The organism is Dysgonomonas sp. 25 (genome assembly GCF_010501075.1).
GTDB lineage: Bacteria > Bacteroidota > Bacteroidia > Bacteroidales > Dysgonomonadaceae > Dysgonomonas.
In genome coordinates this window covers 356,041-381,945 of sequence record NZ_QVMN01000003.1, presented here as the reverse complement: position 1 = coordinate 381,945, position 25,905 = coordinate 356,041, and the positions used below count along the sequence as shown (strand labels likewise).

The 25,905-nt window shown below is 45.1% G+C and carries 25 protein-coding genes; all 25 read right to left on the bottom strand.

The window, feature by feature from the left end; all coding sequences use genetic code 11:
* Positions 1–70: 70 nt before the first annotated feature.
* Positions 71–760 carry an LrgB family protein gene (locus D0T66_RS07335; protein ID WP_163356600.1) on the bottom strand — a complete coding sequence of 230 codons (690 nt, stop codon included), beginning with the start codon at positions 758–760 and terminating at the stop codon, positions 71–73.
* Positions 757–1,113, bottom strand: coding sequence for a CidA/LrgA family protein (locus D0T66_RS07330; RefSeq protein ID WP_185154826.1), 357 nt, complete (start codon positions 1,111–1,113; stop codon positions 757–759). Before D0T66_RS07330 ends, D0T66_RS07335 begins: the two co-directional genes overlap by 4 nt.
* 70 nt (positions 1,114–1,183) lie before the next feature.
* Complete coding sequence (locus D0T66_RS07325; RefSeq protein WP_163356598.1) at positions 1,184–2,494, bottom strand: solute carrier family 23 protein; 1,311 nt, start codon at positions 2,492–2,494, stop codon at positions 1,184–1,186.
* Between the two features lie 19 nt (positions 2,495–2,513).
* Entirely contained in the window at positions 2,514–3,329 is an 816-nt protein-coding gene (locus tag D0T66_RS07320) for a UDP-2,3-diacylglucosamine diphosphatase (protein WP_163356597.1), read from the bottom strand.
* A gap of 12 nt (positions 3,330–3,341) precedes the next feature.
* A complete protein-coding gene (locus D0T66_RS07315) occupies positions 3,342–3,656 on the bottom strand; it encodes a metal-sulfur cluster assembly factor (protein WP_163356596.1) in 315 nt (104 codons plus the stop codon).
* A gap of 89 nt (positions 3,657–3,745) precedes the next feature.
* Positions 3,746–4,693, bottom strand: coding sequence for a hypothetical protein (locus tag D0T66_RS07310; protein ID WP_163356595.1), 948 nt, complete (start codon positions 4,691–4,693; stop codon positions 3,746–3,748).
* A gap of 8 nt (positions 4,694–4,701) precedes the next feature.
* Positions 4,702–5,412 carry a DNA repair protein RadC gene (gene radC / locus D0T66_RS07305; RefSeq protein ID WP_163356594.1) on the bottom strand — a complete coding sequence of 237 codons (711 nt, stop codon included), beginning with the start codon at positions 5,410–5,412 and terminating at the stop codon, positions 4,702–4,704.
* A gap of 8 nt (positions 5,413–5,420) precedes the next feature.
* Complete coding sequence (locus D0T66_RS07300) at positions 5,421–6,668, bottom strand: hypothetical protein (protein WP_163356593.1); 1,248 nt, start codon at positions 6,666–6,668, stop codon at positions 5,421–5,423.
* Between the two features lie 4 nt (positions 6,669–6,672).
* Positions 6,673–7,182 carry a DUF6146 family protein gene (locus D0T66_RS07295; protein WP_163356592.1) on the bottom strand — a complete coding sequence of 170 codons (510 nt, stop codon included), beginning with the start codon at positions 7,180–7,182 and terminating at the stop codon, positions 6,673–6,675.
* Between the two features lie 5 nt (positions 7,183–7,187).
* Positions 7,188–7,856 carry a DUF6146 family protein gene (locus tag D0T66_RS07290; RefSeq protein WP_163356591.1) on the bottom strand — a complete coding sequence of 223 codons (669 nt, stop codon included), beginning with the start codon at positions 7,854–7,856 and terminating at the stop codon, positions 7,188–7,190.
* Positions 7,857–7,955: 99 nt separating this feature from the next.
* Entirely contained in the window at positions 7,956–8,522 is a 567-nt protein-coding gene (efp, locus tag D0T66_RS07285; protein WP_163356590.1) for an elongation factor P, read from the bottom strand.
* Positions 8,523–8,656: 134 nt separating this feature from the next.
* Complete coding sequence (locus D0T66_RS07280) at positions 8,657–10,798, bottom strand: M3 family metallopeptidase (RefSeq protein WP_163356589.1); 2,142 nt, start codon at positions 10,796–10,798, stop codon at positions 8,657–8,659.
* Between the two features lie 127 nt (positions 10,799–10,925).
* The gene (locus tag D0T66_RS07275) at positions 10,926–11,378 is read right to left on the bottom strand and encodes a GatB/YqeY domain-containing protein (protein ID WP_163356588.1); all 453 of its coding nucleotides are present in this window, start codon (positions 11,376–11,378) and stop codon (positions 10,926–10,928) included.
* 6 nt (positions 11,379–11,384) lie between these two features.
* Positions 11,385–11,780 carry a hypothetical protein gene (locus tag D0T66_RS07270; protein WP_163356587.1) on the bottom strand — a complete coding sequence of 132 codons (396 nt, stop codon included), beginning with the start codon at positions 11,778–11,780 and terminating at the stop codon, positions 11,385–11,387.
* A gap of 3 nt (positions 11,781–11,783) precedes the next feature.
* Complete coding sequence (gene ftsZ, locus D0T66_RS07265) at positions 11,784–13,082, bottom strand: cell division protein FtsZ (protein WP_163356586.1); 1,299 nt, start codon at positions 13,080–13,082, stop codon at positions 11,784–11,786.
* 107 nt (positions 13,083–13,189) lie between these two features.
* Positions 13,190–14,515: a cell division protein FtsA gene (ftsA, locus tag D0T66_RS07260; RefSeq protein ID WP_163356585.1), complete on the bottom strand. Its 1,326-nt coding sequence runs from the start codon at positions 14,513–14,515 to the stop codon at positions 13,190–13,192.
* A 53-nt stretch (positions 14,516–14,568) separates the two neighbouring features.
* Entirely contained in the window at positions 14,569–15,300 is a 732-nt protein-coding gene (locus tag D0T66_RS07255) for a cell division protein FtsQ/DivIB (RefSeq protein WP_163356584.1), read from the bottom strand.
* A complete protein-coding gene (locus D0T66_RS07250; RefSeq protein WP_163356583.1) occupies positions 15,297–15,842 on the bottom strand; it encodes a transposase in 546 nt (181 codons plus the stop codon). The genes D0T66_RS07255 and D0T66_RS07250 overlap by 4 nt, the downstream gene beginning before the upstream one ends.
* Complete coding sequence (gene murC, locus D0T66_RS07245; protein ID WP_163356582.1) at positions 15,839–17,209, bottom strand: UDP-N-acetylmuramate--L-alanine ligase; 1,371 nt, start codon at positions 17,207–17,209, stop codon at positions 15,839–15,841. Before murC ends, D0T66_RS07250 begins: the two co-directional genes overlap by 4 nt.
* Positions 17,210–18,325, bottom strand: coding sequence for an undecaprenyldiphospho-muramoylpentapeptide beta-N-acetylglucosaminyltransferase (gene murG / locus D0T66_RS07240; protein ID WP_163356581.1), 1,116 nt, complete (start codon positions 18,323–18,325; stop codon positions 17,210–17,212). It lies immediately after the preceding gene.
* A gap of 12 nt (positions 18,326–18,337) precedes the next feature.
* The gene (locus D0T66_RS07235) at positions 18,338–19,543 is read right to left on the bottom strand and encodes an FtsW/RodA/SpoVE family cell cycle protein (protein ID WP_163356580.1); all 1,206 of its coding nucleotides are present in this window, start codon (positions 19,541–19,543) and stop codon (positions 18,338–18,340) included.
* A gap of 12 nt (positions 19,544–19,555) precedes the next feature.
* Entirely contained in the window at positions 19,556–20,890 is a 1,335-nt protein-coding gene (gene murD / locus D0T66_RS07230; RefSeq protein ID WP_163356579.1) for a UDP-N-acetylmuramoyl-L-alanine--D-glutamate ligase, read from the bottom strand.
* Between the two features lie 62 nt (positions 20,891–20,952).
* A complete protein-coding gene (mraY, locus tag D0T66_RS07225; RefSeq protein WP_163356578.1) occupies positions 20,953–22,212 on the bottom strand; it encodes a phospho-N-acetylmuramoyl-pentapeptide-transferase in 1,260 nt (419 codons plus the stop codon).
* A 17-nt stretch (positions 22,213–22,229) separates the two neighbouring features.
* Positions 22,230–23,681 carry a UDP-N-acetylmuramoyl-L-alanyl-D-glutamate--2,6-diaminopimelate ligase gene (locus tag D0T66_RS07220; protein WP_163356577.1) on the bottom strand — a complete coding sequence of 484 codons (1,452 nt, stop codon included), beginning with the start codon at positions 23,679–23,681 and terminating at the stop codon, positions 22,230–22,232.
* A gap of 12 nt (positions 23,682–23,693) precedes the next feature.
* Positions 23,694–25,904 carry a penicillin-binding protein gene (locus D0T66_RS07215; RefSeq protein ID WP_163356576.1) on the bottom strand — a complete coding sequence of 737 codons (2,211 nt, stop codon included), beginning with the start codon at positions 25,902–25,904 and terminating at the stop codon, positions 23,694–23,696.
* Between the last annotated feature and the right edge of the window lies 1 nt (position 25,905).

Sequence of the window (25,905 nt, the reverse complement as noted above, 5' to 3'; positions counted from 1 at the left end):
CCTCTCTATTTTAATAGGTGGTTATGATAATCTGGGAGAGCAAATTCTAACTGAATACGGGTTACCTTTATTATAATATCTGATGCACAATCGGTATCAGCAGGGCAGTCATCACGCCCATCAGTCCGATTGCTAAACCGCTCAAAGCACCTTCTATCATACCCATCTCCATGGCCTTGGCAGTACCTACGCTATGCGCCGATGCGCCCATTGCCAGGCCTTTGGCAACACTGCTCTTGATACCCAACAGTTTGAGGATAGGAGGCCCGATAATACTTCCCAAGATTCCGCAGAAAACGACAATGACCGCCGTCAGCGAGACATCGCCTCCCGATTGGGAAGATATGCTGATAGCGATAGCCGTCGTGACGGATTTCGGTTCGAGGCTGTAAATCAGGATTTCATCAGCCCCCGTCAGGCGGGCAAGCAGGATAACGCTGAGTATCCCCACCACACTGCCCACAAATATCGATAGCATAATGGAAGTTACATTCCCTTTCAGATAACTTATCTGCTCGTAGAGGACATAACCCAACGCTACGATGGAAGGCCCGAGCATGAAGTTGACAAATTGTGCGCCATGCTCGAAGGTGAGGTAGTCGATATCCGTTATTTTCAGGAAGGCTATAATGATAGCAATAGATATAATCAGCGGGTGAAAAAGGGCGATTTTCGTCTTTTTAAAGACCCATTGCCCGAACAGGTATGTGCCGAAAATAAGCAGCAGGATAAACTCGGTAGATTCAAACAATGCTTTCATTTCTTCCTCCGTTTTTCTCTGTGATTTTCCATATGTTGCTGGATAAGGGCAACAACAACTATAACCAACGCCGTACTGACCGAGCAGACAATGAGGATGGAATACCAGAATTTGCTGAGTAAACCGAACGATCCCATCAGTCCCACTCCGGCAGGAATGAAAAAGACAGCCATGTTTTTGGTGAAAGCATTGGCTACATCGCTCACGCTGTCAGGCTTGACAGCTTTGAAATGGAGGGCTGCAAAAAGCAGCAGCATACCGATAATACTTCCCGGCACAAAGCCATCGATCAGGTAGCTGATCAATTGCCCGAGAAAGTAAAACAAAAGGACAAAGAATATCCCCTTTATCATTTTCATAACACACGATATTTAGCGTTAATCCAAGGACAAAGGTAGTATATATAATTCTGAAATTATCGGATTAATCCTTAAACATTTCTTTGAAATCCACGACTTGTTTACCCGGCAATACCTGATTCAGAATCACCCCGATAATCGAAGCCAAAGCCATTCCTTCCAACGAAAATGATTCGCCCACGTGAATAGCTGCACCACCGATTCCGATAACCAATATTACGGATGAAATGATAAGGTTGCGCTTGCGGGCAAAATCGACTTTGTTCTCGACCAACATACGCAAACCACTGGATGCAATGATACCAAACAGGAGGATAGAAACCCCTCCCATCACAGGCGAAGGAATGGTAGAAAGCAACATTGCTATCTTTCCGCAGAAACCGAACATCATAGCCAATATAGCTGCGCCGATGAATACATATATACTGAAAGCGCGTGTTATTGCGAGAACGCCGATATTTTCGCCGTATGTCGTATTTGGAGGCCCTCCCAGCAGCGATGCAAACATGGTAGCCAGACCATCTCCGAAGAGGGATCTATCCAATCCCGGATCTTTTATCAGGTCTTTGCCTATTACTTTGCTCAATACCAACTGATGCCCGATATGTTCGGCAATTGGTACGATGGCAACAGGGACAATCAACAGGAATACACGCCAGCTAAAGTCCGGTTCGTAATGTACAAACGGAATCTGGAAAGGCGGAAGTGCTACCCAGCTGGCATCCTTCACCGGTTGCAGGTCGACAATCCCCATAATAATGGAGAAAACATAGCCACCGATGATACCGACAAGGACGGGTATCACACTCAAGAATCCTCGCGTGAAAATAGCGGTTATTATAGTGATTGCCAGTGTAACCAATCCGACACAGACGTAGGTCAAATCGTATTCGCCTGTCGTATTATTCGTAGCCATGCCCACGGCAGTAGAAGCCAGTCCCAGCCCGATAACCATAATCACAGGACCAACAACCACAGGCGGCAACAGCTTCATCAGCCAGTTAGTTCCTACACGGTTAATAACAAGTGCCACAACAGCATAGAAAAGCCCGACAAGAAAACATCCTATCAGGAAGCTACCCGGAGCTACTCCCGACGCAGGATCTAACTCCAACGCCTTCACCGTGATAATAGGGTTGATGAAAGCAAAAGACGAACCTACATACGAAGGCACTTTACCCCGCGTTACGATGATAAATGTAATGGTTCCGATACCACTCGTTATGAGGGCAATAGCCGGACTCATACCGGTCAGCGTCGGCACTAATACGGTAGCACCGAACATCGCAAACAGGTGCTGGATACTTAATAGCAGCCATTGCAGCGGCTTCGGTTTTTCATTGACGCCTAAGACGATCTTTTTCTCTTTTTCCATGCTGATTTCTGTGATTTCTTTATTGTTGTTCTTCAAATATTTCCAATACAAACTTCTCTCCGTCCCACACACCGTATGAGTAGTAGTTTATCCAGTCGCCCAGAATGATGGTACGGCAGGTAGGCGTTATCTGCAAATCGAGCAGGATATGCCTGTGACCGAATATAAAAAAGTTGATATCGGGTACTGATTTAAGGTGTTGCTTGGCATATAATACAAGGTGCTCTTTGTCCTCGCCCAAATAGTCGAGCATTTCGCCCGTTTCGCGGCTATGACTCGCCCACGCATGTGCAAATCCGACTGTCCATCGCGGATGGATAGCGGCAAAAGGGACACGCAATGTTTTGCTGTGAAAGATACGGCGGATAATCCGGAACGAACGCGAATCGTCTCCCAGTCCATCGCCGTGGGCAAGGAAGAATTTTTTACCGTCGTGGTCGACAACGAGTGGCTGGGTATGGATTATCAACCCGCATTCGTTGCGCAAATAATCGGTAATCCAGATATCGTGGTTGCCGATAAAGAAATGCATTTCGACACCTGCATCCGTCAGTTCGGCTATCTTGCCCAATACGCGTACAAATCCGCGTGGCACGACATTTTTATACTCGAACCAATAATCGAAAATATCACCCAAAAGGTAAATAATCTTAGCATCGGCTTTCACCTTATCGAACCACCGGCAGAGTTTCCGTTCTATTTCGTGTTCTACGAAAAGGGGATTGTCGCTGCTCTCGCAAGCAGTGGATTGATACCCGGGCTTACCGAAATGCTTCCGATGATAAGGCGCGCCTAAATGTACATCGGACAGGAAATATATTTTTGTTCTCTCCACAGACAGGTTCAATTACAGGAATCCTAATTCCAGCTTAGCCTCTTCGCTCAGCATATCTTTGTTCCATTCCGGCTCGAAGGTGAGGTTGACAATGACATTGTTTACTTCCTTAATCGAACTCACTTTGAAACGTACGTCTTCGAGGATAAAATCGGCTGCCGGACAATTGGGTGCTGTCAATGTCATGGTGATGGTCACATTGTTGGCATCGTCTACATCGACATTGTATATCAGCCCGAGGTTGTATATATCGACAGGAATCTCCGGATCGTACACGGTTTTGAGCATGCGTACGATGTCCTCTTCCAATTTCATTAAATCACTCATATTATTCTGATTTGTGATGATTCTAATAACTCCGAAACAAAAATATAAAACCTTTTCGTTTTAGACGAAGAATTAACCATAGATAATGCTTATTTTGTTTTTTCCAGATATGTATCAATGGCTTCGTCCATGTCCTGAATGAGTAAATCCTGATCGGGGAAATAAATTAAAGTCATATTTTTGATATTGAGGTTCTCCAGATAATATTCGAAACTGACGGTTATCCTATTCCCCCCGATGTGAGATACTTCATACGGACGATAGTATCCGTGTGTGTCTTCAATGATTAATTTTCGCGACAACTTGGGCTGTTTATAATATTCCGCATTGATATGATAAAAGGAATTGTTGGAATCGAAAACAACGATATTCAGTCCCATATCATGATAAGTATAAATATTATCCAGTTGGATGATTGGTACTTCTTCGTCGTGAGCCTGCTCTATGATATGGAATTTATTGTTTTGCCAATAGTAGGTAAACATTGAATGTTTCTTTTCCTTATTTAATCCGTCAGGCCTGTAGATCTTTTGTTGCATGATTTGTGTTACCAGATCATTGTCTTGTTTCCTGAGGATTTTTTCGATGTTTTTGCTATCGATAGTCAAGATATCGTCGTTGTTGTAATGCTTTTCGTAATGGACAATCTTTTGTTGCTTTTTGATTTCCGGGATATTCCCGATAGCATATTCTAATAATTTTAAAACCGAAGCAACATCGAAGCAGTTCCCGTCAATCCTGATTTCAATCCTTTTTCGTTTATCATTATACGAGACAAAATAATCGGGATCAATTTTTTCAGTAATGGTACAATGATGCTCGAAATAAAGCAAAACAGAATCTTTGTAGTTTAATTCTTGCGATAGCTTTTCTGCCAATTGCCCGATGATGAGTGTCTTGTTTATTTCTTCGTATTGAAAGCCTGTTATTATTCGGGTTTTTATATTCCCATAATCCCTTGTCACATAAAAATCCTGATGAGCAAAAGCATGTAGGGAGATAGAAAATAAAAGGAGACAAAAAAATAGTTTTTTCATATCTAAATTTACAAACGTTTATTATCCTGATAGCTGTAATACCCCTGATCGCAGACGATAACATGATCGAGCAGGGAGATCTCCATCAACTTACCCGCCTCTTTCAGTTTCAGGGTGGTTGTGTCATCATCGAAGCTCGGCTTGGTGTTACCCGATGGATGGTTATGGCAAAGAATCATAGCCGTTGCAAGCGAATCGAGAGCTTCTTTCATAATCATGCGTATGTCGATGACCGTCCCTGTGATGCCGCCTTTGCTCACTTGTAGCTTCTTGACCACCTTATTCGCCCTGTTGAGCAGTAATACCCAGACTTCCTCGTGTGGCAGGTCGGCCAAAACAGGGTGCATCAGATCGAATACATCGAGGCTTGTGCGGATTTGCGGTTGTATGGTTGCTTCTGCTAATTTACGGCGACGCCCCAGTTCCAATGCGGCAACAATGGTGATGGCTTTGGCCTCGCCTATCCCGTTGAAGTTCTTTATCAGGTCTTTGATTCCGACCTTCCCTAAGGAATTGAGGTTATTGCCCACGCTATGCAGGATGCGCTGTGCCAGTTCCACAGCCGTTTCGTTCTTGTTGCCCGATGCTATGAGTATGCCAAGCAGTTCGGCATCGGATAGAGAGGATACTCCTTTCAGGAGCATTTTCTCACGCGGACGGTCTTCTTCAGCCCAGTCCTTTATGTTGAGTTTGGTTTTTGAATGAGAATTGATATCCATCCTTATCTTTATTGTATGTTGTATTTGTTTTTGAAATCCTCTATTAGCACTGCATAAGGCTGAGAATCTATTAAGTATGTACCGAATTCCTCCAGCAGATCAAAGTCTTCAGGATCGAGTTCATCCAATAGTTTTTTAAGCCAGTAAACAACTTTCTCTTCTTGGTCTATCGATAGGTACATTTGAATCAGCGTAAAAGAGACCTTGATAGGATGTTCTCCGTAAAATGCCGCCATCTTTTCCTCTAATGCAGTGGCTGTTCCTTCCTGATAGATCGTCTTGTTTAGTTTGGCAATATATATATCGTTCATGATGCAGTATAATTCTATTTCTGACAAGCTATCTTTAGCTTCTTTGGCATACCGCTCTTTTATGATTTGGTATTTCTCGTTCGATTCTTCGAAAGACTGTATATCATCTTTCATTATTGCATAATTTGCAAGGGTATCTGCCCAATCTAATAAAATGGTATACGACGAAAATTTAGCCTCACTATTTGACTCGGAAAGACTGAATGCTTTTGCATATAGCTTGAAACATTCAATATACGCATCTGCATCCTCGTTGCAGATAGCTATTTCTTTCTTAAAGTTTGCCCAATCTCTGTATATGGAAAAATCATCCGGTGCCAGCCTACTAGTTCTTCGGTAATTGGCATCATGTTTTTGAATTAATTGCTGATCATTGGTTTCATTGTATAAACTTTCTAATATCTCTGCGCGCTTTTTGTATGCTTCGACCGAAGACGGGTCGAGTTGAATTACCTTATCGTATTTGTTAATGGCTTCTCGCAGTAATACCTCGCATTTCTCGCTATCATTTTCCAAGAGGTACAAACGATATAAAATCTTTCCCCACATCAAGAATCCTTTTGCAATACCTGGTTCTCTCTTTGTTGCTTCTCTCAATATATCTACTGCTTTTTGGTAGTAAGGCAATTTGTTCTCTTCCGGCGAATAGGAATACAAGACCTTAGCATATTCAATATAAACGGGGAAATTATCAGGCTTCTTTCCTATCATCTCTTCAAAGAGGTCAAGACTTCTATCAAATGCTTCGTCATCTTTATTCAAATATGCTTCTTGGCTTATCCTTCTTGCTCTAAGGACAAGTAATTCGTAAGGATAAGATTTTTGGTTTTGGGGCGGAAGAGCTTTCTTCCTCTGTTTCTCGACATATCTTTCTACAAAATTCATAAGTAATATAATTCCGAAGACTAACAAGAGAGCTAGAATGATATTCAAGATGATTTCCATAAATTTACAGTTTGGCTAAGGAGTTGAATAAATTTCCATGTTTCGCTTCCATAAAGCGGAAAAACATATAGAGCGTGTATTCGACATCTTTCCCATAGTTGGTTTTGGGATCGTAATCGATTGTAGCTTCGTATATCTCCGGGTTGTACTTCATGGGTTGATTGCAACGGCTATTCCATTCATTGACAAGTGTCCTGTTTTTGTTCTTTAGATAATCGGAGCTATAATAATCAATGCCCTTCTGGGTAGCAACAAAGCTGTCGAAGCCTGCATCGAGGACAGTAGCTTCGTGGTAAACTTTGCTGCCTTTGGTTACGATTATTATAACATCTTTGATAGGGCGGCAGCCTATTTGTTGTTTATCTCTAAGGACATAGATTTCTTCTATGTCTTCGGCTGAAATCGTAAGGCTATCGGTGGGCACTCCGTCAACAACATACAAAATCCGGTCTTGCTGTGCCGAGGCTGCAGCAACGGATAAGAGGAAAATAAGAAGGAAAAATAGCTTTTTCATAATTATCACAATTTAGTTAAGGAGTTAAACAGATTACCATGTTGGGCTTCCATAAAGCGGAAGAACATATAGAGCGTGTATTCGACATCTTTCCCATAGATGTTTTGAGGATCGTAATCGATTGTAGCTTCGTATATCTGCGGGTTGTACTTCAGGGGTTGATTGCAACGGTTATTCCATTCATTGACAAGTATCCTATTCTTGTTCTTCAGATAATCGGAGCTATAGTAATCAATGCCTTGCTGGGTAGCGACAAAGCTGTCGAAGCCTGTATCGAGGACAGTAGCCTTGTAAGTAGTGAGTTCACTCCGCCCCTCTTTCATTGTCACCATAATTACACCAGCCATCCCTCTCGAGCCGAAAAGAACTTCTGCATCCCGTCCTTTCAGTATATCTATTTTTTCAATATCTTCCGAGTTGACACCTTCGAGATTTTCTTTTACAACACCGTCTATAAGCAATAATGGGGTAGTATAGAATCTCCTACAATGGACGACATGGACAGTTCGGGGGATTTCTTGAAAAGGAGGATTAATGGCTTCGGGATCAATCTCCAAGTTTACATTCGTAGAGACTGGTTCTATCTGAAAAGGCTTTACAAATCTTTCATTGGTGGATTGCCCCCAGCATATAAAAGGAATAGCAAACAATAGCAGCAAAATAACTCTTTTCATAGCACGGTTGTTTTATGTTCGTTTCCGAAGATAGCAATTTCTTTCCATAAAAGAAAAAAGCCAGCTAATAAGCTGGCCCTCTTTGTATATCAAGATGGATTATTCTTTTACACGCTCAACGTACGAACCATCCGAAGTGTTGATTTTGATTTTCTCACCTTCGTTGATGAATAGCGGAACGCGCACTTCTGCCCCTGTTTCCAGCGTTGCCGGTTTGGTAGCATTGGTTGCTGTATCGCCTTTCAATCCCGGTTCGGTATAAGTTACCAAAAGGACTACTGTCTGAGGCATTGCGGCTGTCAGAATGGTTTCGGTTTCGGCATGCACCTGTACTTCTACCATATCGCCTTCTTTCAGGAATTGTACGCCTTCTATGAGGTCGCCCTCTATGCTGATTTGCTCGAACGTTTCGGTATTCATAAAGTTATATCCCATATCATCCTGATAGAGATATTGATAAGGACGGCGCTCGATACGTACTTCATCCAATTTGACTCCGGCATTGAATGTTTTATCCAATACCCGTCCTGTCTTTACATTGCGCATTTTTGTACGTACAAAGGCTGCACCCTTTCCCGGTTTTACGTGTAGGAATTCGATGATAACAAAAAATTGCCCGTCGAGGTCGATACACATTCCGTTTCTTATATCTGCTGTAGTTGCCATTAGAAATTTTATAATTGATTTATATTCTTATGTTTTTCGTGTTGCAAAGATAGTATTTTTAATTATGAATTATAAATGAGGAGTTATGAATTGTTGACCATTTCCACTCATAACCTATAATTCATCATTCATAATTACTTCACGAACCCTCTGTTTTTGAGCAGATACACCGGATTCGGTTCGCTGCCGCGGAAACGCTTATAGAGTTCCATCGGATCTTCCGTTCCGCCTTTGGACAAGACATTCTCGCGGAAAGACTTCGCTGTTTTCTGATCGAAGATATTGCCTGTTTCCACAAATGCCTGATAGGCATCGGCATCCAACACTTCCGACCACAGATAGCTGTAATATCCCGATGAATAACCGCCATCGAAAATATGCGTGAAATAGGTACTTCTGTATCTCGGGATAATCTCGTCGATAAGTCCGATTTCTTTCATGGCATTCGCTTCGAACTTCTCTACATCCACATTTCTAATTCCTTCGGGGAAGCGTGGATCGACACCCTGATTAGCTCCGATGGTATGCCATTTCATGTCGAGGATGGCAGCAGCAACCAACTCGGTCGTGCGGAATCCCTGATTGAAATTCGATGTATTCTGAAGCTTCGCAATCAGTTCGTCAGGAATTACTGCGCCCGTTTCATAATGCTTGGCATACATCTTCAATACTTCCGGCTCCATCGCCCAATGCTCCATCACCTGCGAAGGGAGCTCTACGAAATCGCGCGAAACAGCCGTTCCGGACAATGAATAATAGGTACATTTAGAAAGTAATCCGTGCAATCCGTGACCGAATTCGTGGAACATTGTTTCTACCTGATCGATAGTCAATAGTGCAGGTTTGCCTTCTGCCGGAGGATTGTAGTTCCCAACATTGTAGATGACCGGGTGCACAAAATTGCCTTCGGCATCGACTTGCTGTTTGCGGAAGCTTCCCATCCATGCGCCGTTGCGTTTGCGTCCGTCACGGGCAAAAGGGTCTAAGTAGATTGTTCCGATAAACGAGCCATCGGCATCCAGTACATCGAATGCCTGAACATCTTCCTGATATACCGGCATATCCTGACGTTGCTTGAATTGCAACCCGTATAATTTGTTGACGACGGTAAACAAACCATCGCGCACATTATTCGCTTCGAAGTATGGAGCTATCTCACTCTCGTCGAGTGCATATTTCTCTTTACGCAGTTTCTCGGCATAATACCACCAGTCCCATGATTCGAGTTGGAAGTTTTTACCTTCCTTCTTAACCATAGCTTGTAATTCGGCAGCTTCTTTTTTCGCCTGAGGGAGTGCATATTGCCATAGGTTATTCAACAGTCCCATGACAGCATCGGGCGTTTTTGCCATTGTTTCTTCCAGCACATAATCGGCATGAGTAGCATAGCCCAACAAATTGGCTTTCTCCAAGCGAAGCGAAACAAGTTGGGCGATTATCGCCTTGTTGTCGTATTCGTTGCCATTGTTGCCACGGTTATACATGGCTTTGTATAACTTCTCGCGCAAATCGCGATTGTCGGCATATTGCAAGAATGGCTCCCAGCTTGGTTTGGAAGTGGTGAATACCCATTTGCCTTCTTTGCCGCGCTCTTTAGCTGTTTGAGCAGCAAAGGCAATCAGGCTTTCAGGTAATCCTGCCAAGTCTTTTTCATTATCAATAATTAATTCAAAGTTTTTGGTTTCGGCAAGGACATTTTGCCCGAACTTCAAAGTAAGCGATCCCAATTCTTTATTGATTTCGCGCAAGCGATCCTGTTTTTCCTTGTCGAGCAGGATACCCGCACGCACATAGCGTTTATAGTATTTCTCTATAAGCATCTTCTGCTCAGGGGTATAGTCTGTCCGGCTATTATCCTCATACACAGCTTTGATACGCTCGAAGAGTTTCTCGTTGAAGTTGATATTGTCGAAATGCTCGGTACGTTTCGGGATAATATCCTTGGCAATCTGCTGGATAGTATCATTCGTCTCGGCACTGTTCAATGCAAAGAAAACAGATGATACCCGCGTCAGCATTTCACCCGAATTGTCGAGGGCTACAATCGTATTCTCGAAAGTGGGCGCATCAGTGCTATTGATGATAGCTTCTACTTCGGCATTGTGGCGTTTCATGCCCTCTTCGAAGGCAGGCATATAATGCTCGTTTTTTATCTGGTCGAAAGGGGGAACTCCGTTAGGTGAATCGAATGCCGCAAAAAACGGATTCTCCGGCTTGCTGTTGCATGAACTTAGCATAATAATTAAAGTACTTAGTGTAAAAATGACTTTTCTCATCTAATGAATTGATTATTTATTTGTTATACTCCAAATTTCTGTGAATGTACAAAAATAAATAAAAAGATAAAAATATAGGCTATCCTTCAACAAGAATAGCCTACTTTTATGGTAATTTCACTCAAAACTATTGATTCAGTAACCGTTTAGTGGTTTCTGAAATATCTTTCCCGGCAGCAATCCCTGCCAGTTTTTTCGTAGCTGCGCCCATCACTTTACCCATATCGGCAGGAGACGATGCGCCAACTTCGGCAATAATCTTCTTCAATTCGGTTTCCAGCTCCTCCGCCGTAAGCTGTTTCGGCAGATACTCTTCCAACACGGCTACTTGTGCCAGCTCGTCGGTTGCAAGGTCTTCGCGTCCCTGCGTTTTGAATATGGCAGCACTGTCTTTACGTTGCTTCACCATTTTCTGGATAATCAGGATAGCCGCTTCGTCCGATAGTTCGTCACTTGCACCTTTGGCGGTTTTGGCTTCGATAAATTCTTTTTTCACACCACGAAGCGTGTCCAGACGGACTTTGTCCTTCGCTTTCATCGCTTCTTTGATTCCTTCGTTGATTTTATCAGATAAGTTCATAATTTATTAATTATTTTGTTTCAGATTTTTATTTCTTAATAGCAGTACAACCACAAACATAGCTAATCCCAATACAAAGACTGCCCATGCAAACGGATTGTCGTACATATAGATTACCGACAACACACCGTTTATGTTGGAAAAGATGCTAACGATGAGCGATAGCTTTTTCATGTAGGGTATTTCCTGCATTTTGCCCAACATCAGGAAAAGCAATAACCCGCACAAAATAAGCAAGGTTCCACACATCAAACTCATATATATCATGGCGTCGTACATTCCTGCGTCGAGGCAGCCCAACCCTCCCCCAATCATCGGGCTGAAGGTGGCGCCTACGTGGATAATACCCAGAATGGCTATCAGAACAGCGATTATCTTTCCTGCAATAGTGAGTGCTTTCATCTTTTAGTCGTTAAAGAGGTTAGTTGACGATTTCGACGAACTTCTATATTCGCTCGGGTTGAATTTCTCGTCCCGCTTATAAACCGGTGTATTCTCCAGTGCCTCAATAATGCGGTCATCATCCAGCTCGGCAGTAGAAAGGATTATCGGCTTCGGCGTGAAGAAGATATTTTTCACATCTTCGGTTTTGATGCCGTTCTCGCCATAATATTCCTTTATCATCTCGTTGATATGGCGTTTTTCTTCTTCCTCTTTTTGCAGGCGTTCTTCTTCGATACGTTCCTCTTCCTCTGTCCACTCTTTTTGTTGCATCTCGATTCCCGGGATATTCTCCATACCGAATCCGGTTGCCAGCAACGTAATCTTGATTTTGTTGCCCAGCCCCTTTTCGGTAGCAGTACCCCAGATAACTTCCACCTCTGCCCCGAAGCGCTTCATAAAGTCGGCAACTGCCGCCATTTCTTCCACGATAAGCGGGCTTTCTTCGGACGAATAGATATTGAACAATATCTTCTTCGCCTGAAAGACGTCGTTGTTGTTGAGCAACGGCGAATGCAATGATGTACTGAAAGCATCTTCGACGCGGTTTTCGCCTTCGCCGAAACCGCTACTCATAATGGCTACGCCACCGTCTTTGAGGATGGTTTTGACATCGGCAAAGTCGAGGTTGATATGCCCGTGAACGGTTATTATCTCAGCAATTCCCTTGGCTGCGATAGCCAGCGTGTCATCTGCTTTGGCAAAGGCATTGGGGATAGTCAGGTCGGAATATATCTCTATCAGGCGTTCGTTATTGATAACCAGAAGGGCATCGACACTCTTGGCCATTTCGGTTACCCCTTTCAGCGCCTGAATAATCTTCTTACGTCCTTCGAACATAAAAGGGATGGTCACAATACCCACCGTCAGGATTCCCATATTTTTGGCAATGCGGGCAACGACAGGCGCAGCACCTGTACCTGTTCCCCCACCCATCCCGGCAGTGATGAATACCATTTTCGTCCCGTCGCTCAGCAAGCGTTCTATATCGGCACGGCTTTCTTCGGCAGCCGCCTGAGCTACTTCGGGGCGGTTACCCGCGCCTAAGCCTTCGGTGGTCGTTTTGCCGAGCTGTACCCGCGTCGTCACTGGCGATTGTCCTAAAGCCTGATTGTCGGTATTGCACAACGCAAACGAAACATCGTGTATGCCTTCGTTATACATGTGGTTTACAGCATTACCGCCACCGCCGCCGACACCAATCACCTTGATGATACGTTGCGTATTATGCGGATATTGAAAGTCTAATAATTTATCGTCCATATTATTGATATGTTTCAGCCCCCTGAATCTCCCATGGGGGATTATCGTAAGGCAATTATACTCTTATTGTTTATTTCCTCCCCCTTCGGGGAGGTTAGGAGGGGCGATTATTCCTCGTCATTGTCTTCTCCTTCGTCGAACATCGTTCCACCGAAGTTCTGTATCTTTTCGAAGAAGCTGAAAAGCGTCCCTTGTCCATCTCTTTTCTTTTTCTTCTTTTTTTCTTCTTTTGGTGCAGCGGGCTGCTCTTCCGGCTTCGGTTGCGTTTGTTGCACCGGCGGAGCTACGGGCTTAGGCTCTTCTTTCTTCTCGCAATTTTCGTTGGCAAAAAGGAACATTCCCAAGCTTTGGGTATAAGCCGGATTTTGTAGCAGGTCGGCGGCATTATTGATGTAAACGCGCTTAACGATTCCGCGCTTCACCGGAATTTGCGATTTCTCGGCCAGATACTCCGTCAATCCCGGCAGTTGCGAAGCTCCTCCGACGGTAATGATTCCGGCTTCGAGTTGGTCGGCATAGCCCGACTCTTTTATCTGGTGAATCAGATTCAGCATAATTTCATCTTCGCGCAATTGGATAACCTTGTTCAGTTCGCGCAGATTAACATCCGAGCTGACAATGCCTGTCGGCGTATTTTCTTTTTTCTTGCCTAATCTTCCATAACGGATTTTGTACGATTCGGCCGCTTCGGAAACAAATCCAAGTCCTTGAATATCTTTGGTTACTGTGCGCCCGCCAAACGGAATAACGGACATATAGCGCAACAATCCGTCCTTGTATATCGACAGGGTAGTAGTACCCGCCCCGAAATCGACTAAGGCACATCCTGCCTGACGTTCCGATTCTTCCAGTACTAAAGCGCCTGCTGCCACAGGGCCGACAATGTATCCGGCAATATCGATACCGACTTTATTGACCAGTACTTTCTCGATATTGCTTTTGATGTTCGGACGCCCTACAATCAGGCGGTAATGTCCTTCGATGGACGAAGCCGGTTTGTCTATCGGCTCTTCTTCGTATTGCCCGTCAAGGAAATATTCGGGAGCAATCACACTGTAATTGGTCAGAAATTCAGGTTTATTCAGCTTGGCTTGTTGCTCCATTTTGTCGAGCATAGCAAAGGTGACAGGCTCGTTCTGTTCCAATGCCCAGACTTCGGTATGGTCTATCGCTCTCAGCGATTGCCCGTTGATAGAGACATACATCTTACCAATCTTCTTTCCGGCTTTGTTTTCGAGCAAGCTCACCAGTTTCTTCGTCTTCCCTGCTACCTCGTCTATGTTGTAAATAACTCCGTGCCGCATAGAGGTTTCGGCCGGAACGGTTTCGGAAGCAAGAATGGTAATAACGCCCTGCTCGTTCTTACGGGCGAGCAAACCGACAATCTTCGACGTCCCGAATTCAATAGCTGCAATAAATCCTGATTGGTCCATATTTTCTATCTATTTGAAAAACTGCATCCTGTGCAGTCATTATAACTCATTAATTAACGTTTGGTGCAAACGACTTGTTTATCGTACTTCAAATTTATAACAGAATATTTATTCCATCCTGTTTCGTTTTGCCCTTTTTGATAAAAAGCCATTAATTTATCTAATTTTTCGCGAAATCCATCTACTTTTCCCAAAATAATGCGCTGATCGCCTACACGCGGAATAAATTCCACCTCTCCATTGGCGCGGACAACAATCTGTTCTATCTGGGCATTCCAGAATTTATCTTTCCACAGAAAATGAGCGAAAGGGTAAAGATTGTCCAGCGCGAACTGCTCTTTTATGCTTCCCGTAGCCACCGGAAGATAGGCTGTATAACGCGTAGAGAGAGGCATACGTTTGCCTTCGTCGTCGATATAGTAACTGTCGCCAGATTCGGGTATCACGCGCAGGATAGGGGTGCGTTCGTAGACATTTATCTTTATCGCATTGTCATTGGCGACATATACTTCTGCCTTTTTTATCATCTGGTTGCCGGCAATAGCGGATGCTATCTCGTCGGTGTTGATGTCTTTTATCTGTTTGTCTTGGGGCGATAATCCTTTTTCGGCAAGCATCTTTTCGACCTGCTTTTCTTCGAGGAAGGTTTCGCTGTTCTCGTTGATAATTGTTATGTCCAGCCCCGCGCACACGCCTTCTTTCGGCTTATCCTGAAAAGTGACAGCCGCAAATATCAGATAGCCTCCGATAAGACAAATGACGATGATGATAATGGCTTTTTTCATAGATAGTATTTATCATTTTTCCAATTCGAAGGATTATTGTTGATATAATCCACTATTTTATTACAAACGAATTGATTACGAATAATATGTTCGTAATAGTTGCGCTGCCAGATACGTTTATCAAATGATTTCCATTTGCCATTTTTCACACCACGTATATATTCATTTGTTGTCATGGTTTTAAACCATTGTATGACAAGGTGTAGGGGCGAACCTGCGTGTTCGCCCGCATCATCCGGGCAGACACATAGGTCTGCCCCTACACATTCACAATTAATATTTTCGACAATAAAATGCATGTGGTTTGGCATAATTACCATATCATGACAAAAAATGTCTTTAAACTTATTTTCTATCTCGGAGTACCACCCTTCCACCATTCTTCCTACTTCATTCAATTGCATTTCGCGCTCATATACTTCACCGAATAAACATACCATCCCTTGCGTACACAAGGTTACGAAATACAGCCCTTCCTGCGAATAATCATATTTTGTCAGACGGGTGCTTTTCCTTTTCGGGTATGTCCGGGTTTCTGTCATCTTCTTTTCTCCAACAATTCTTTTATCGGCTGCAATAGCTGGTCGATATCGCCTGCTCCGATGGTTAGCAGCACTTCTATATCTTGCTTATTCTCCAATATAGCTAATAATTCATCCTTTCGGCAAAGCGTTTTAGGACAGGTAACCTTATCAAAAATGATTTGTGAGGTTACGCCCTCGATAGGTTTTTCGCGTGCCGGATAGATGTCTAATAATATCAGCTCGTCGAGCAACGAAAGGCTTTTAGCAAATTCGGGAGCAAAATCCTTTGTACGGCTGTACAAGTGAGGCTGGAATATGCCTGTCACCTTGCGGTCGGGATAGAGCGCCTTTACCGAGGTGATGCTCGCTGCCAGCTCGTCGGGATGGTGTGCGTAATCGTCTATCATCACTACTTTGTCAGTTTTCAGCAGAAAATCGAAGCGACGCTTTGCCCCTTGGAAGGTAGCCATCGCCTGACGGAGTTCGTCCGCCGTAACACCATTCAACCATGCCAACGCCATCGAGCCAACGGCATTTTCGATATTTATCTTTATAGGCACGCCTAAATGTATATCTTTGATAACCTCTTTCGGCGTAACAAAGTCGAATCGTATTTCGCCGTTCCCGATACGGATATTTGTCGCATGAAAATCTCCCTTATCCTGCGAATAGGTATACACCCGAACATTCTGACAAACCTTCGGATTAAGTTTCGTATTGATTTTCAGCACCAACGCTCCTCCGGGCTGGATAAGGCTCGTAAAATGCTCGAAGCTTTTCAAATACGCCTCTTCTGTCCCGTAAATATCCAAATGATCAGGATCGACAGAGGTAATGAGTGCCATATATGGATGCAGCCAATGGAACGAGCGATCGTATTCATCGGCCTCAACAACTGTAAATTCGCTCGTATCGGACAACAAAAGGTTATTGTTATAGTTTTTCAGAATACCACCCAGAAAGGCATTGACATCCAAATGCGATTGCTTGAGGATATGCGCGAGCATGCTCGAAGTTGTTGTCTTCCCATGCGTTCCGGCACAGCAAAGCGCTTTACTCGCTTGGGTTATCAAACCCAATACTTCGGCACGTTTGTGCATATCGAAACCGTTCGCACGGAAATAGGCCATTTCGTTCGAATCGGCAGGGACAGCAGGCGTATAAACGACTAATGTATTGCCGGGGTTCTTGAACGCCCCGGGGATAAGCGCCGTATCGTCCTCGTAATGGACGCTTGCGCCTTCCTTCGTCAATTCTTTCGTCAGAAGTGTTTCCGTACGGTCGTAGCCGGCAACCTGTTTCCCTTTTGCCATAAAGTAACGGGCGAGGTTGCTCATGCCGATACCGCCTATACCAATGAAATATATGTTTTGTATATCCTTCATCTATTTCTTATCAATAATCTTTACTATCTCATCCACAATCCGTTCCGCCGAATCGCGCTGGGCAAGTTGAGCTATATGCTGCGACAAGGTTTTCAACTTGGTATCATCCTGTACGGTTTCCAACGCTGTAGCCAACAATTGGTCGTTCGCATCTTTGTCGGCTATAAGGATTGCCGCATCTTTTTCGACCAATGCATTGGCATTTTTGGTCTGATGGTCTTCGGCCACATTGGGCGAAGGTATCAGGATAACAGGCTTTTCCAACAAACTAAGCTCCGAAATGGAACTTGCTCCTGCCCGCGAAATAACCAAATCGGCAGCCTTATAGGCTAAATCCATGCGGCTGATAAAATCGTACAAGCGGATATTCTCCGGATTTCCTGCCGATTCCAGTCTGAGTGTCAGTTCGGTTATATAGCGTGCTCCGCATTGCCAGATAATCTGAACGTCGAGGCCGGCTATTTTTTCTATGTCTTTCGACAGGCTGCGGTTGATGGTCTGCGCTCCGAGGCTTCCGCCAATAACCAATATCGTTTTTTTCGCCGGATTTACGTTGAAAAAAGCTGCAGCTTCTTCCCTTGTGATAGCCAAATTCAGCAAATCTTGCCGACAAGGATTTCCCGTGAGGACAATCCTGTCTTTCGGAAAAAAGGCATCCATTTTGTCGTAGGCTACGCATATACGGCTCGCCTTTTTTGCCAGAAATTTATTCGTTACGCCTGCATACGAATTTTGCTCTTGTATGACAGTCGGTATATTCAGCCAATTAGCCATCTTCAGCGTAGCAGCACTGGCATAACCGCCCACACCTACTGCAACTTGCGGCTTGAATTTCTTTAAGATTCTGCGAGCTTTGAAAAAACTCTTAAATAATCGCCAGAGAACAGCAAAGTTCCTCAACAAGTTTTGCCGGTCGAAGCCTGATATATCCAATCCTACAATTTCGTACCCCGCTTCGGGTACACGCTTCATCTCCATACGGTTTTCCGCACCGACAAAGAGAATATCCACATCGGGATAACGTTTTTTTATAGCGTCGGCGATAGCTACGGCCGGAAAAATATGTCCGCCCGTTCCACCTCCGCTGATAATCACTTTTTCTAATTTCGTGCTCATGCTTTGTTTATGCTATTGATAATCTTCTACATCTAAGTTTGCTATCTCTTCGTCCACATCTTCGTGATAATCTTCGTCATTGAACTTGGACGAACAAGACAATATAATACCAAAATAGGCACAAGTGATGATGGTCGACGTCCCTCCCCTGCTAATTAGCGGCAAGGGTTGCCCGGTAACGGGTATCAGATTGACGGCCACTGCCATATTCAGCAAGGCTTGCATGGTCAATATCAATCCGGCCCCCAGTATCAGATAGCGGGGGAATTTCTTTTCGCACTTCGAGGCTAAGACGCCGCACCGCACCATCAGCGAGACGTAGAGCATCAGCACAAACAAGCCTCCCAACAGTCCCATTTCTTCCAGAATAATGGCAAAGATGAAATCGGAATAAGCCTGCGGCAGAATATCGCGCTCTACCCCACTGCCGGGCAGACCGATAATGCCGCCGTTGGCAATAGCTATTTTGGCATGTGACTCCTGAAAGTTCTCGTCGGTTATCTTGAATTTGTCTTCATCAGCCTTGTCGCTATGCCGCTCGATACGTCCTTTCCATGTAGAAAAGCGGTCGGGCATATAATCTTTGACAAAGCTGTTCGGAAGCAATGTCACACTACCTATCAACAACACACCGCCAATGGCACAGACGGCCACTATCTTACCCAACCGTTTCATGCTGACCTGCCCGATAAACATCATCAGAAAGCAGACCGTAAACAGCAAACATGCTGTCGAAAGGTTTTCGGGTGCAATGAGCATACAAATTCCGGCGATGGCAATAATCAGCGCCTTGAATATCCACGATTCGTTTTCGGGTTTCATCCGGCTCAGGAAGAAAGCCATGTAGCCAATCATACAGATTTTGGCTATTTCCGACGGTTGTATAGTAATAGAACCTACTCCAATCCAGCGGTGCGCGCCATTGACATCGACTCCCATAAACATGGTCACAACCAGCAAAATAGCCGACAGCGGAACGCCCAATATCAGCAAAGAAAAGAAACGGGTAGGTATGCGCTGCAAGAAAAGGACAATGGCAAACCCGATGAGCAGGAAAGCTCCGTGACGCAATATCGGCGCCCAGTGACTTTGCTGTTTATAGGCAATGGTACTGGTAGAGCTGAATACCGCGAGCAACGAGACAAGGCACAGCGCAATGAATATGCACCAGATGACTTTATCTCCTTTGAAGGCTTTGCCAAAGATTTGCAATCCCATTTCTTTCTTGAATTATAATTTTCTTACATACTCTTTAAATTGCCGTCCTCTGTCCTCATAGCTTTTGAAGAGGTCGAAGCTGGCACAGCAAGGCGAAAGCAGGACTGTATCCCCTTCGTTCGCCAGACGGTAGGCGGTATTTACCGCTTCTTCCATCGAACGGGCATCTGCTATCGTATCTACTTTCCCGTCGAAGAAAGCATGTAGCTTGGAATTGTCCGTCCCTAAGAATATCAGGGCATGGACTTTTTCCTTTACCAGACTTTCTATCTCCGTGTAATCGTTTCCTTTGTCGATTCCGCCCAAGATGAGGACAACTTTGGTCGTCATGCTTTGCAGGGCATACCAGCACGAATTGACATTGGTTGCCTTGGAATCGTTTATATATTGCACGCCTCGCACCTTAGCCACATTCTCGAGGCGATGTTCCACCCCTTGAAAGTCACTGAGTGCCTGACGTAAGTTTTCGTCTTCTATATCGACCAGTTTCGCAACAATGCCCGAAGCGAGGGAATTGTGCAGGTTATGGGTACCTGTGAGGGCTAACAATTCTTGTTCCATGGTAAATTCAGCCTTGGGGGTTTTTATATAGATTTTATTGTTCTCTGCATAGGCAGCTACTCCTTGCTCTTTGCGTTCGGCAAAGGTAAAGAGCTGCGCCGCAGGTTTCAGTTTAGCTACTTCTTTGGTCACCACCGGATCGTCCGCCCAATAGATAAAAGCATCCGCGGCAGTCTGGTTGCGGATGATGCGCATTTTGGAATCGACATACTTCTGCATATCGTGGTCGTAACGGTCGAGGTGGTCGGGCGTGATATTGAGCAGGATGGCAATATCCGCCTTGAAGTCGTACATATTATCGAGTTGGAAGCTGCTTAGCTCCAATACATAGTAATCGTAAGTTGATTCGGCTACCTGACGGGCAAAGCTGCGTCCGATATTTCCGCCCAAACCGACGTTCAATCCTCCTGTTTTCAGGATGTGGTAGATAAGGCTTGTGGTCGTGGTTTTGCCGTTGCTGCCGGTGATGCAAATCGTTTTGGCATCGGTATATCTTCCGGCAAACTCTATTTCGGAGATTACAGGAATGTTCTTCGCTATCGCTTTTTGTATCAACGGGGCTTCGTTCGGAATGCCCGGACTTTTGATAATTTCGGTTGCCGACAGAATGAGTTCTTCGGTGTGCCCTTTCTCCTCGTAAGGGATAGCATAACGGGCGAGCTCGGCTTTGTATTTATCCTGCAAAGCGCCCATATCCGACAAAAAGACATCGAATCCCTTTGCCTGCGCAAGAATAGCGGAACCTACACCGCTTTCGCCACCACCTAAAACTATTATCTTTTTCATCTTTCTTCGTATATTTCTTGTAACTCGCAACTGCCCGTAGGGCGCAGTAACTTGTAACTATTTTATCGTATCTTCAATGTTGCCAACGTAATTACCGCCAGAATTGCCCCGATAATCCAGAAGCGTGTCACAATCTTCGATTCGGGTAGCGGAATAATCGGACGTTGAAATTTAGCTGCAATGCCCGCATTTCCCGCTTTCTGGAAATGATGGTGCAAAGGCGTCATCTTGAAGATGCGCTTGCCTTCGCCATAGCGTTTTTTGGTATATTTGAAATAGAAAACCTGCATCATCACCGAAAGGCTCTCGATAAAGAAGATACCACACAAGATAGGCAGCAAGAGCTCTTTATGGATGATGATAGCGAACACGGCAATAATACCGCCTATCGTCAAGCTACCCGTATCGCCCATAAAGACCTGCGCGGGATAGGCATTGTACCAGAGGAAGCCTATCAGCGCACCGATAAAGGCTGCGGCAAATATTACCAACTCTTCACTTCCCGGGATAAACATGATATTGAGGTAAGCGGCAAACTGGATGTGCCCCGAGACATATGCCAACACTCCGAGCGTCGCCCCTATGATGGCGGACGATCCCGCCGCCAAGCCATCTAATCCGTCCGTCAGATTTGAGCCATTGGATACAGCCGTGACGATGAAAATCGTGATGACGACAAACAATATCCATGCTGCCGGTTCGGCATAATCACCCAAAAATGAAGTAAAGGATTCGTAATTCAGGTTGTTATTTTTGACAAACGGGATTGTCGTCTGCGTAGACTTCACGCCTTCGGCGACATAGGTCACCCGCTCCAGCGTGCCATCGGCATTACGGACTTCGATGTTTTCTTTTATCATCACATCGGGGCTAAGATAAAGAGTAAGCCCGACAATCAATCCCAATCCGATTTGAGCGACAATTTTGAATTTTCCGCGAAGCCCTTCTTTGTCTCTTTTCAGCTTGATATAATCATCCAAGAAACCGAGCATTCCGAGCCAGATAGTCGTCACCACCATCAGTATGATGTAGACGTTATGCAGCTTGCAGCAAAGCAAGACAGGCACCAGAATGGAGATGATGATAATAAGCCCCCCCATCGTAGGCGTCCCGCGTTTGCTCATCTGTCCTTCGAGCCCTAAATCGCGAATCGTCTCGCCGATTTGCATCTTTTGCAGTTTGTCGATAATGCGCCGGCCGATAATCGTAGAAATCATCAGCGAGAGGATAATCGCCATCGCGGCACGGAAGGATACGTACTGGAAAAGTCCAGCGCCGGGGAAATTCAGTTCGTTTAACCAATCAAATAGGTAATATAGCATTCTTTCTTGATTTTATCTTAGTCCTTAAATATATTGGCAATCACTTCACTATCGTCGAAATGATGTTTTACTCCTTTGATGTCCTGATAATCTTCGTGACCTTTCCCTGCAACAAGAATCACATCGCCTTTCTGAGCCAGACGGCAAGCGGTTTTGATGGCTTGTTTCCGGTCTGCAATGGAAAGCGTTTTCTTCATCTGCTCGCTATTCAGGCCATCTTCCATATCGTTGATAATGGCTTGCGGTTCTTCGAAGCGCGGATTGTCGGATGTCAGTATCACTTGGTCGCTCAACCGGACAGCCTCACGCGCCATAATCGGGCGCTTGGTCTTGTCGCGGTTTCCACCGCAGCCGACAACGGTTATCACCTTGCCTTCGCCGTTCAATACTTCGTGGATAGCCTCCAAGACATTTGTCAAAGCGTCAGGGGTATGCGCATAATCGACAATAGCGGTATAGCCTTCCGGCGAACGCAATGGCTGGAAGCGTCCCGAGACGGATTTCAGCGTACTGAGGACAAGTAGAATATCTTCCGCTTTTTGCCCGAGCAGGTTGGCTGCACCATATACGGCTAACAGGTTGTAGACATTGAATACGCCGACAAACTGTACCTGTACTTCTTTGCCGTTGATTTCGATACCCGTCCCGTCGAAATGCTTCTCGATGATGCGGGCTTTATAGTCTGCCATGCTTTTTACGGCATAGGTATGTTTCTTGGCTTTGGTATTCTGGAGCATCACCATGCCGTTTTTGTCGTCGCTATTGGTGAGCGCAAAAGCAGTAGCAGGTAGCTCGTCGAAGAATTGCTTTTTAGCTTTCAGATACTCGTCCATCGTTTTGTGATAGTCAAGATGGTCTTGCGTGAGATTCGTGAAAATCCCTCCTGCAAAAGTCAATCCGCTGATACGCTTCTGATGTACGGCATGCGAGCTGACTTCCATAAAGGCATAGTCGCAACCGGCATCGACCATCTTCGCCAGCATCTCGTTCAATGTCAGCGGGTCGGGCGTGGTTTGCGTAGCATGGAAAACTTTATCTTCGATATAATTGGCAACGGTAGAAAGTAATCCGGCCTTATATCCGAGTTTGCGGAACATATTATAGAGCAGGGTTGCCGTGGTGGTTTTTCCGTTCGTCCCTGTGACGCCGACTAACTTCAACTTACTGGTCGGATTGCCATACCAGTGTGTCGCAATCTTTCCAGCAGCATCGGCCGAATGTTTCACCTGCACATAAGTGATGCCGTTCTTTTCGGCTTCCAACGGCTCGTCGTGAACGACAACTTTCGCCCCCAAACCGAGGGCATTATCTATATAGTGATGACCGTCTACCTGTACCCCTTTTATAGCGATAAAAAGAGCGCCTTCGACAGCCTTGCGAGAATCGGTACAAATAGCCTTCACATCAAAGTCTTTATCTCCTTTGATTCCTACCACGTCAACATCTTTCAACAGTTCCTCTAATCTCATAATGGCTCCTTTTTATTTTAATTGTATCGTAACCAGTGAACCCCGCGCAATCTTTGTTCCGGGTGCTATGGATTGCTCCGCCACCTTGCCCGCACCCGCGAGTTTCACTTTCAGGTTCATATTTTCTAACAGATAAAGTGCATCGCGCGCACCCATCCCTTTCACGTCGGGCATAACATTTTCTTCGTAAGCGACTGCTTCCAGTTGCAACTTATCCTCTAACGATTTTGCCTCTATCCATTCAGCGCTTTTCGCTGCCGAAGCGTATTTCTGGTCGAGTTCGTCCAATACGATTCGCGTATTGGCGTACATGCCTTTTTTCACTTTCGGCAGGAACGGGTGAATGGTATCAGCCGGAGCAGGCGAGGCAATCGGGTTTTCGCCGATATTGCGCACATACATGCCTTCGGCTATCTCCTTGAAAACCGCTCCGGGCATCAATCCACCCGAAGGACTTCCCTGCGGACGGCGTATGCCGACAAAACAGGTATATTTTGGTTTTTCGGACGGATAATATCCGCAGAAAGAGACATAATAGCCACCGTCATATCCCCCTTTGGAGGCAATCATGGCAGTACCCGTTTTACCCGAAATGTCGAAGTATTTGGAGTTTACGGCTTTGGCTGTTCCGTCGGTCACTACTCCGCGAAGAATATCCTGCACTTGTTTCAGCGTCTTTTCGGAGCATAACGACGGATTGATAACTTCCGCCTCGAATTCTTCCTCCACCGAGCCGTTTTTCATAATCGCCTTAGTGAGATAAGGCTTTATCATCTTGCCATTGTTTGCAATGCCATTGTAGAACATCAATACATAGATAGGCGGCAATTGTGTCTCGTAGCCGAAAGACATCCAAGGCAAAGTCACTTTCGAAAAAGGGTTATCCTTATCGTCGGGGAAGCGGATGTATGAAGTCCCTTCACGACCTTGTAAGGGCACATCCCACGTCAGCTTTTTAGCCAATCCTAAATCGTGTATACGCTGTACATATTTTTTCGGGTTGCTTTCGTATCCTTTCAATATCATTTTGGCAACAAGCACATTAGACGAGGTATACATCCCTTTGGCAACGGTTATGTTTCCTTTCTCCACCCCTTTGCGCCAGTCGTGGTCGCGAATGGTGCGCTTGTTATAATCGAACAAGCCTTTACCGACATATATTTCTTCTTCGGGAGTGACAACACCGTCTTCGAGCGCTATCATCAGCGAAATGGTTTTGAACGTCGACCCCGGTTCGGACATATACGAAAAGGCATTCGGATTGCCTTCGGCATAGACGCCTTCCGATAATCGGTCGAGATTGACGAGGGCTTTTATTTCGCCCGTTTCGGTTTCCATCACGATGGCCGTACCCGATTCGGCTTTCAGTTCTATCAGTTTCTTTTTCAGTGCCTGTTCGGCCAAATCCTGCACATCGACATTCAGCGTCGTTTTTATATCTAATCCGTCTACCGGTTCTTGCTGGATAACGTCTATCCATCGTCCGCTCACGCGTTGACGGGTTTTTACGCCCGGCTCGCCCCGCAATAGCGAATCGTATTTCAATTCGATGCCGCTACGCGCACCCATCTTATAATCTTTGTAAATATCTCCTACCGTGCGTCCGGCTAATGCCCCGTAGGGTTTCGAGCGCATCGTCTTTTCTTCGGCAATCATACCGCTGCGGTTTGTCCGCTGACTGAAGTAAGGCAACCGGCGCAGTTCCTTCAATTCGAGGTAGTTGATGTCGCGGGGAATGATGCGTATATAGCGGCTCTTGGGACGGTATTTTTTGTCTGAACCTGCCTTTTTTATTTTTTCTATCTCGGCAATGTCTTTGCGGCTCTGCGCCCAGCCATCCATAAATATTTTTTTGTATTGGGCTGCCGAACGTTGTGGGTAGCGCTTTGCCAGTTCCTTCGAAAGGGGCTCGACGTATTTCATCAGGGTGTCTTTCTTAATCCCTTCGGACATGAAATCGACGTATATGCCATAAAGTGGTTCGCTCGTAGCCAGCAATCGCCCGTCGTCGGCATAGATATTACCCCGGTTGGGGCGCACTTCGCGGTCGCTGGTCATAATAGCCTGACGGCCTAATTCGCGCCATTGAGGCCCTTCGATATATTTGGTGCGGAATATCCATACGATAATCAAGACGAAAACAACGGACATAAACAGCACAACCCAGCCATAACGACCGATTGCGGCATTTTTTGTCTTATTACTTTTCTTCTTGGTGGACATT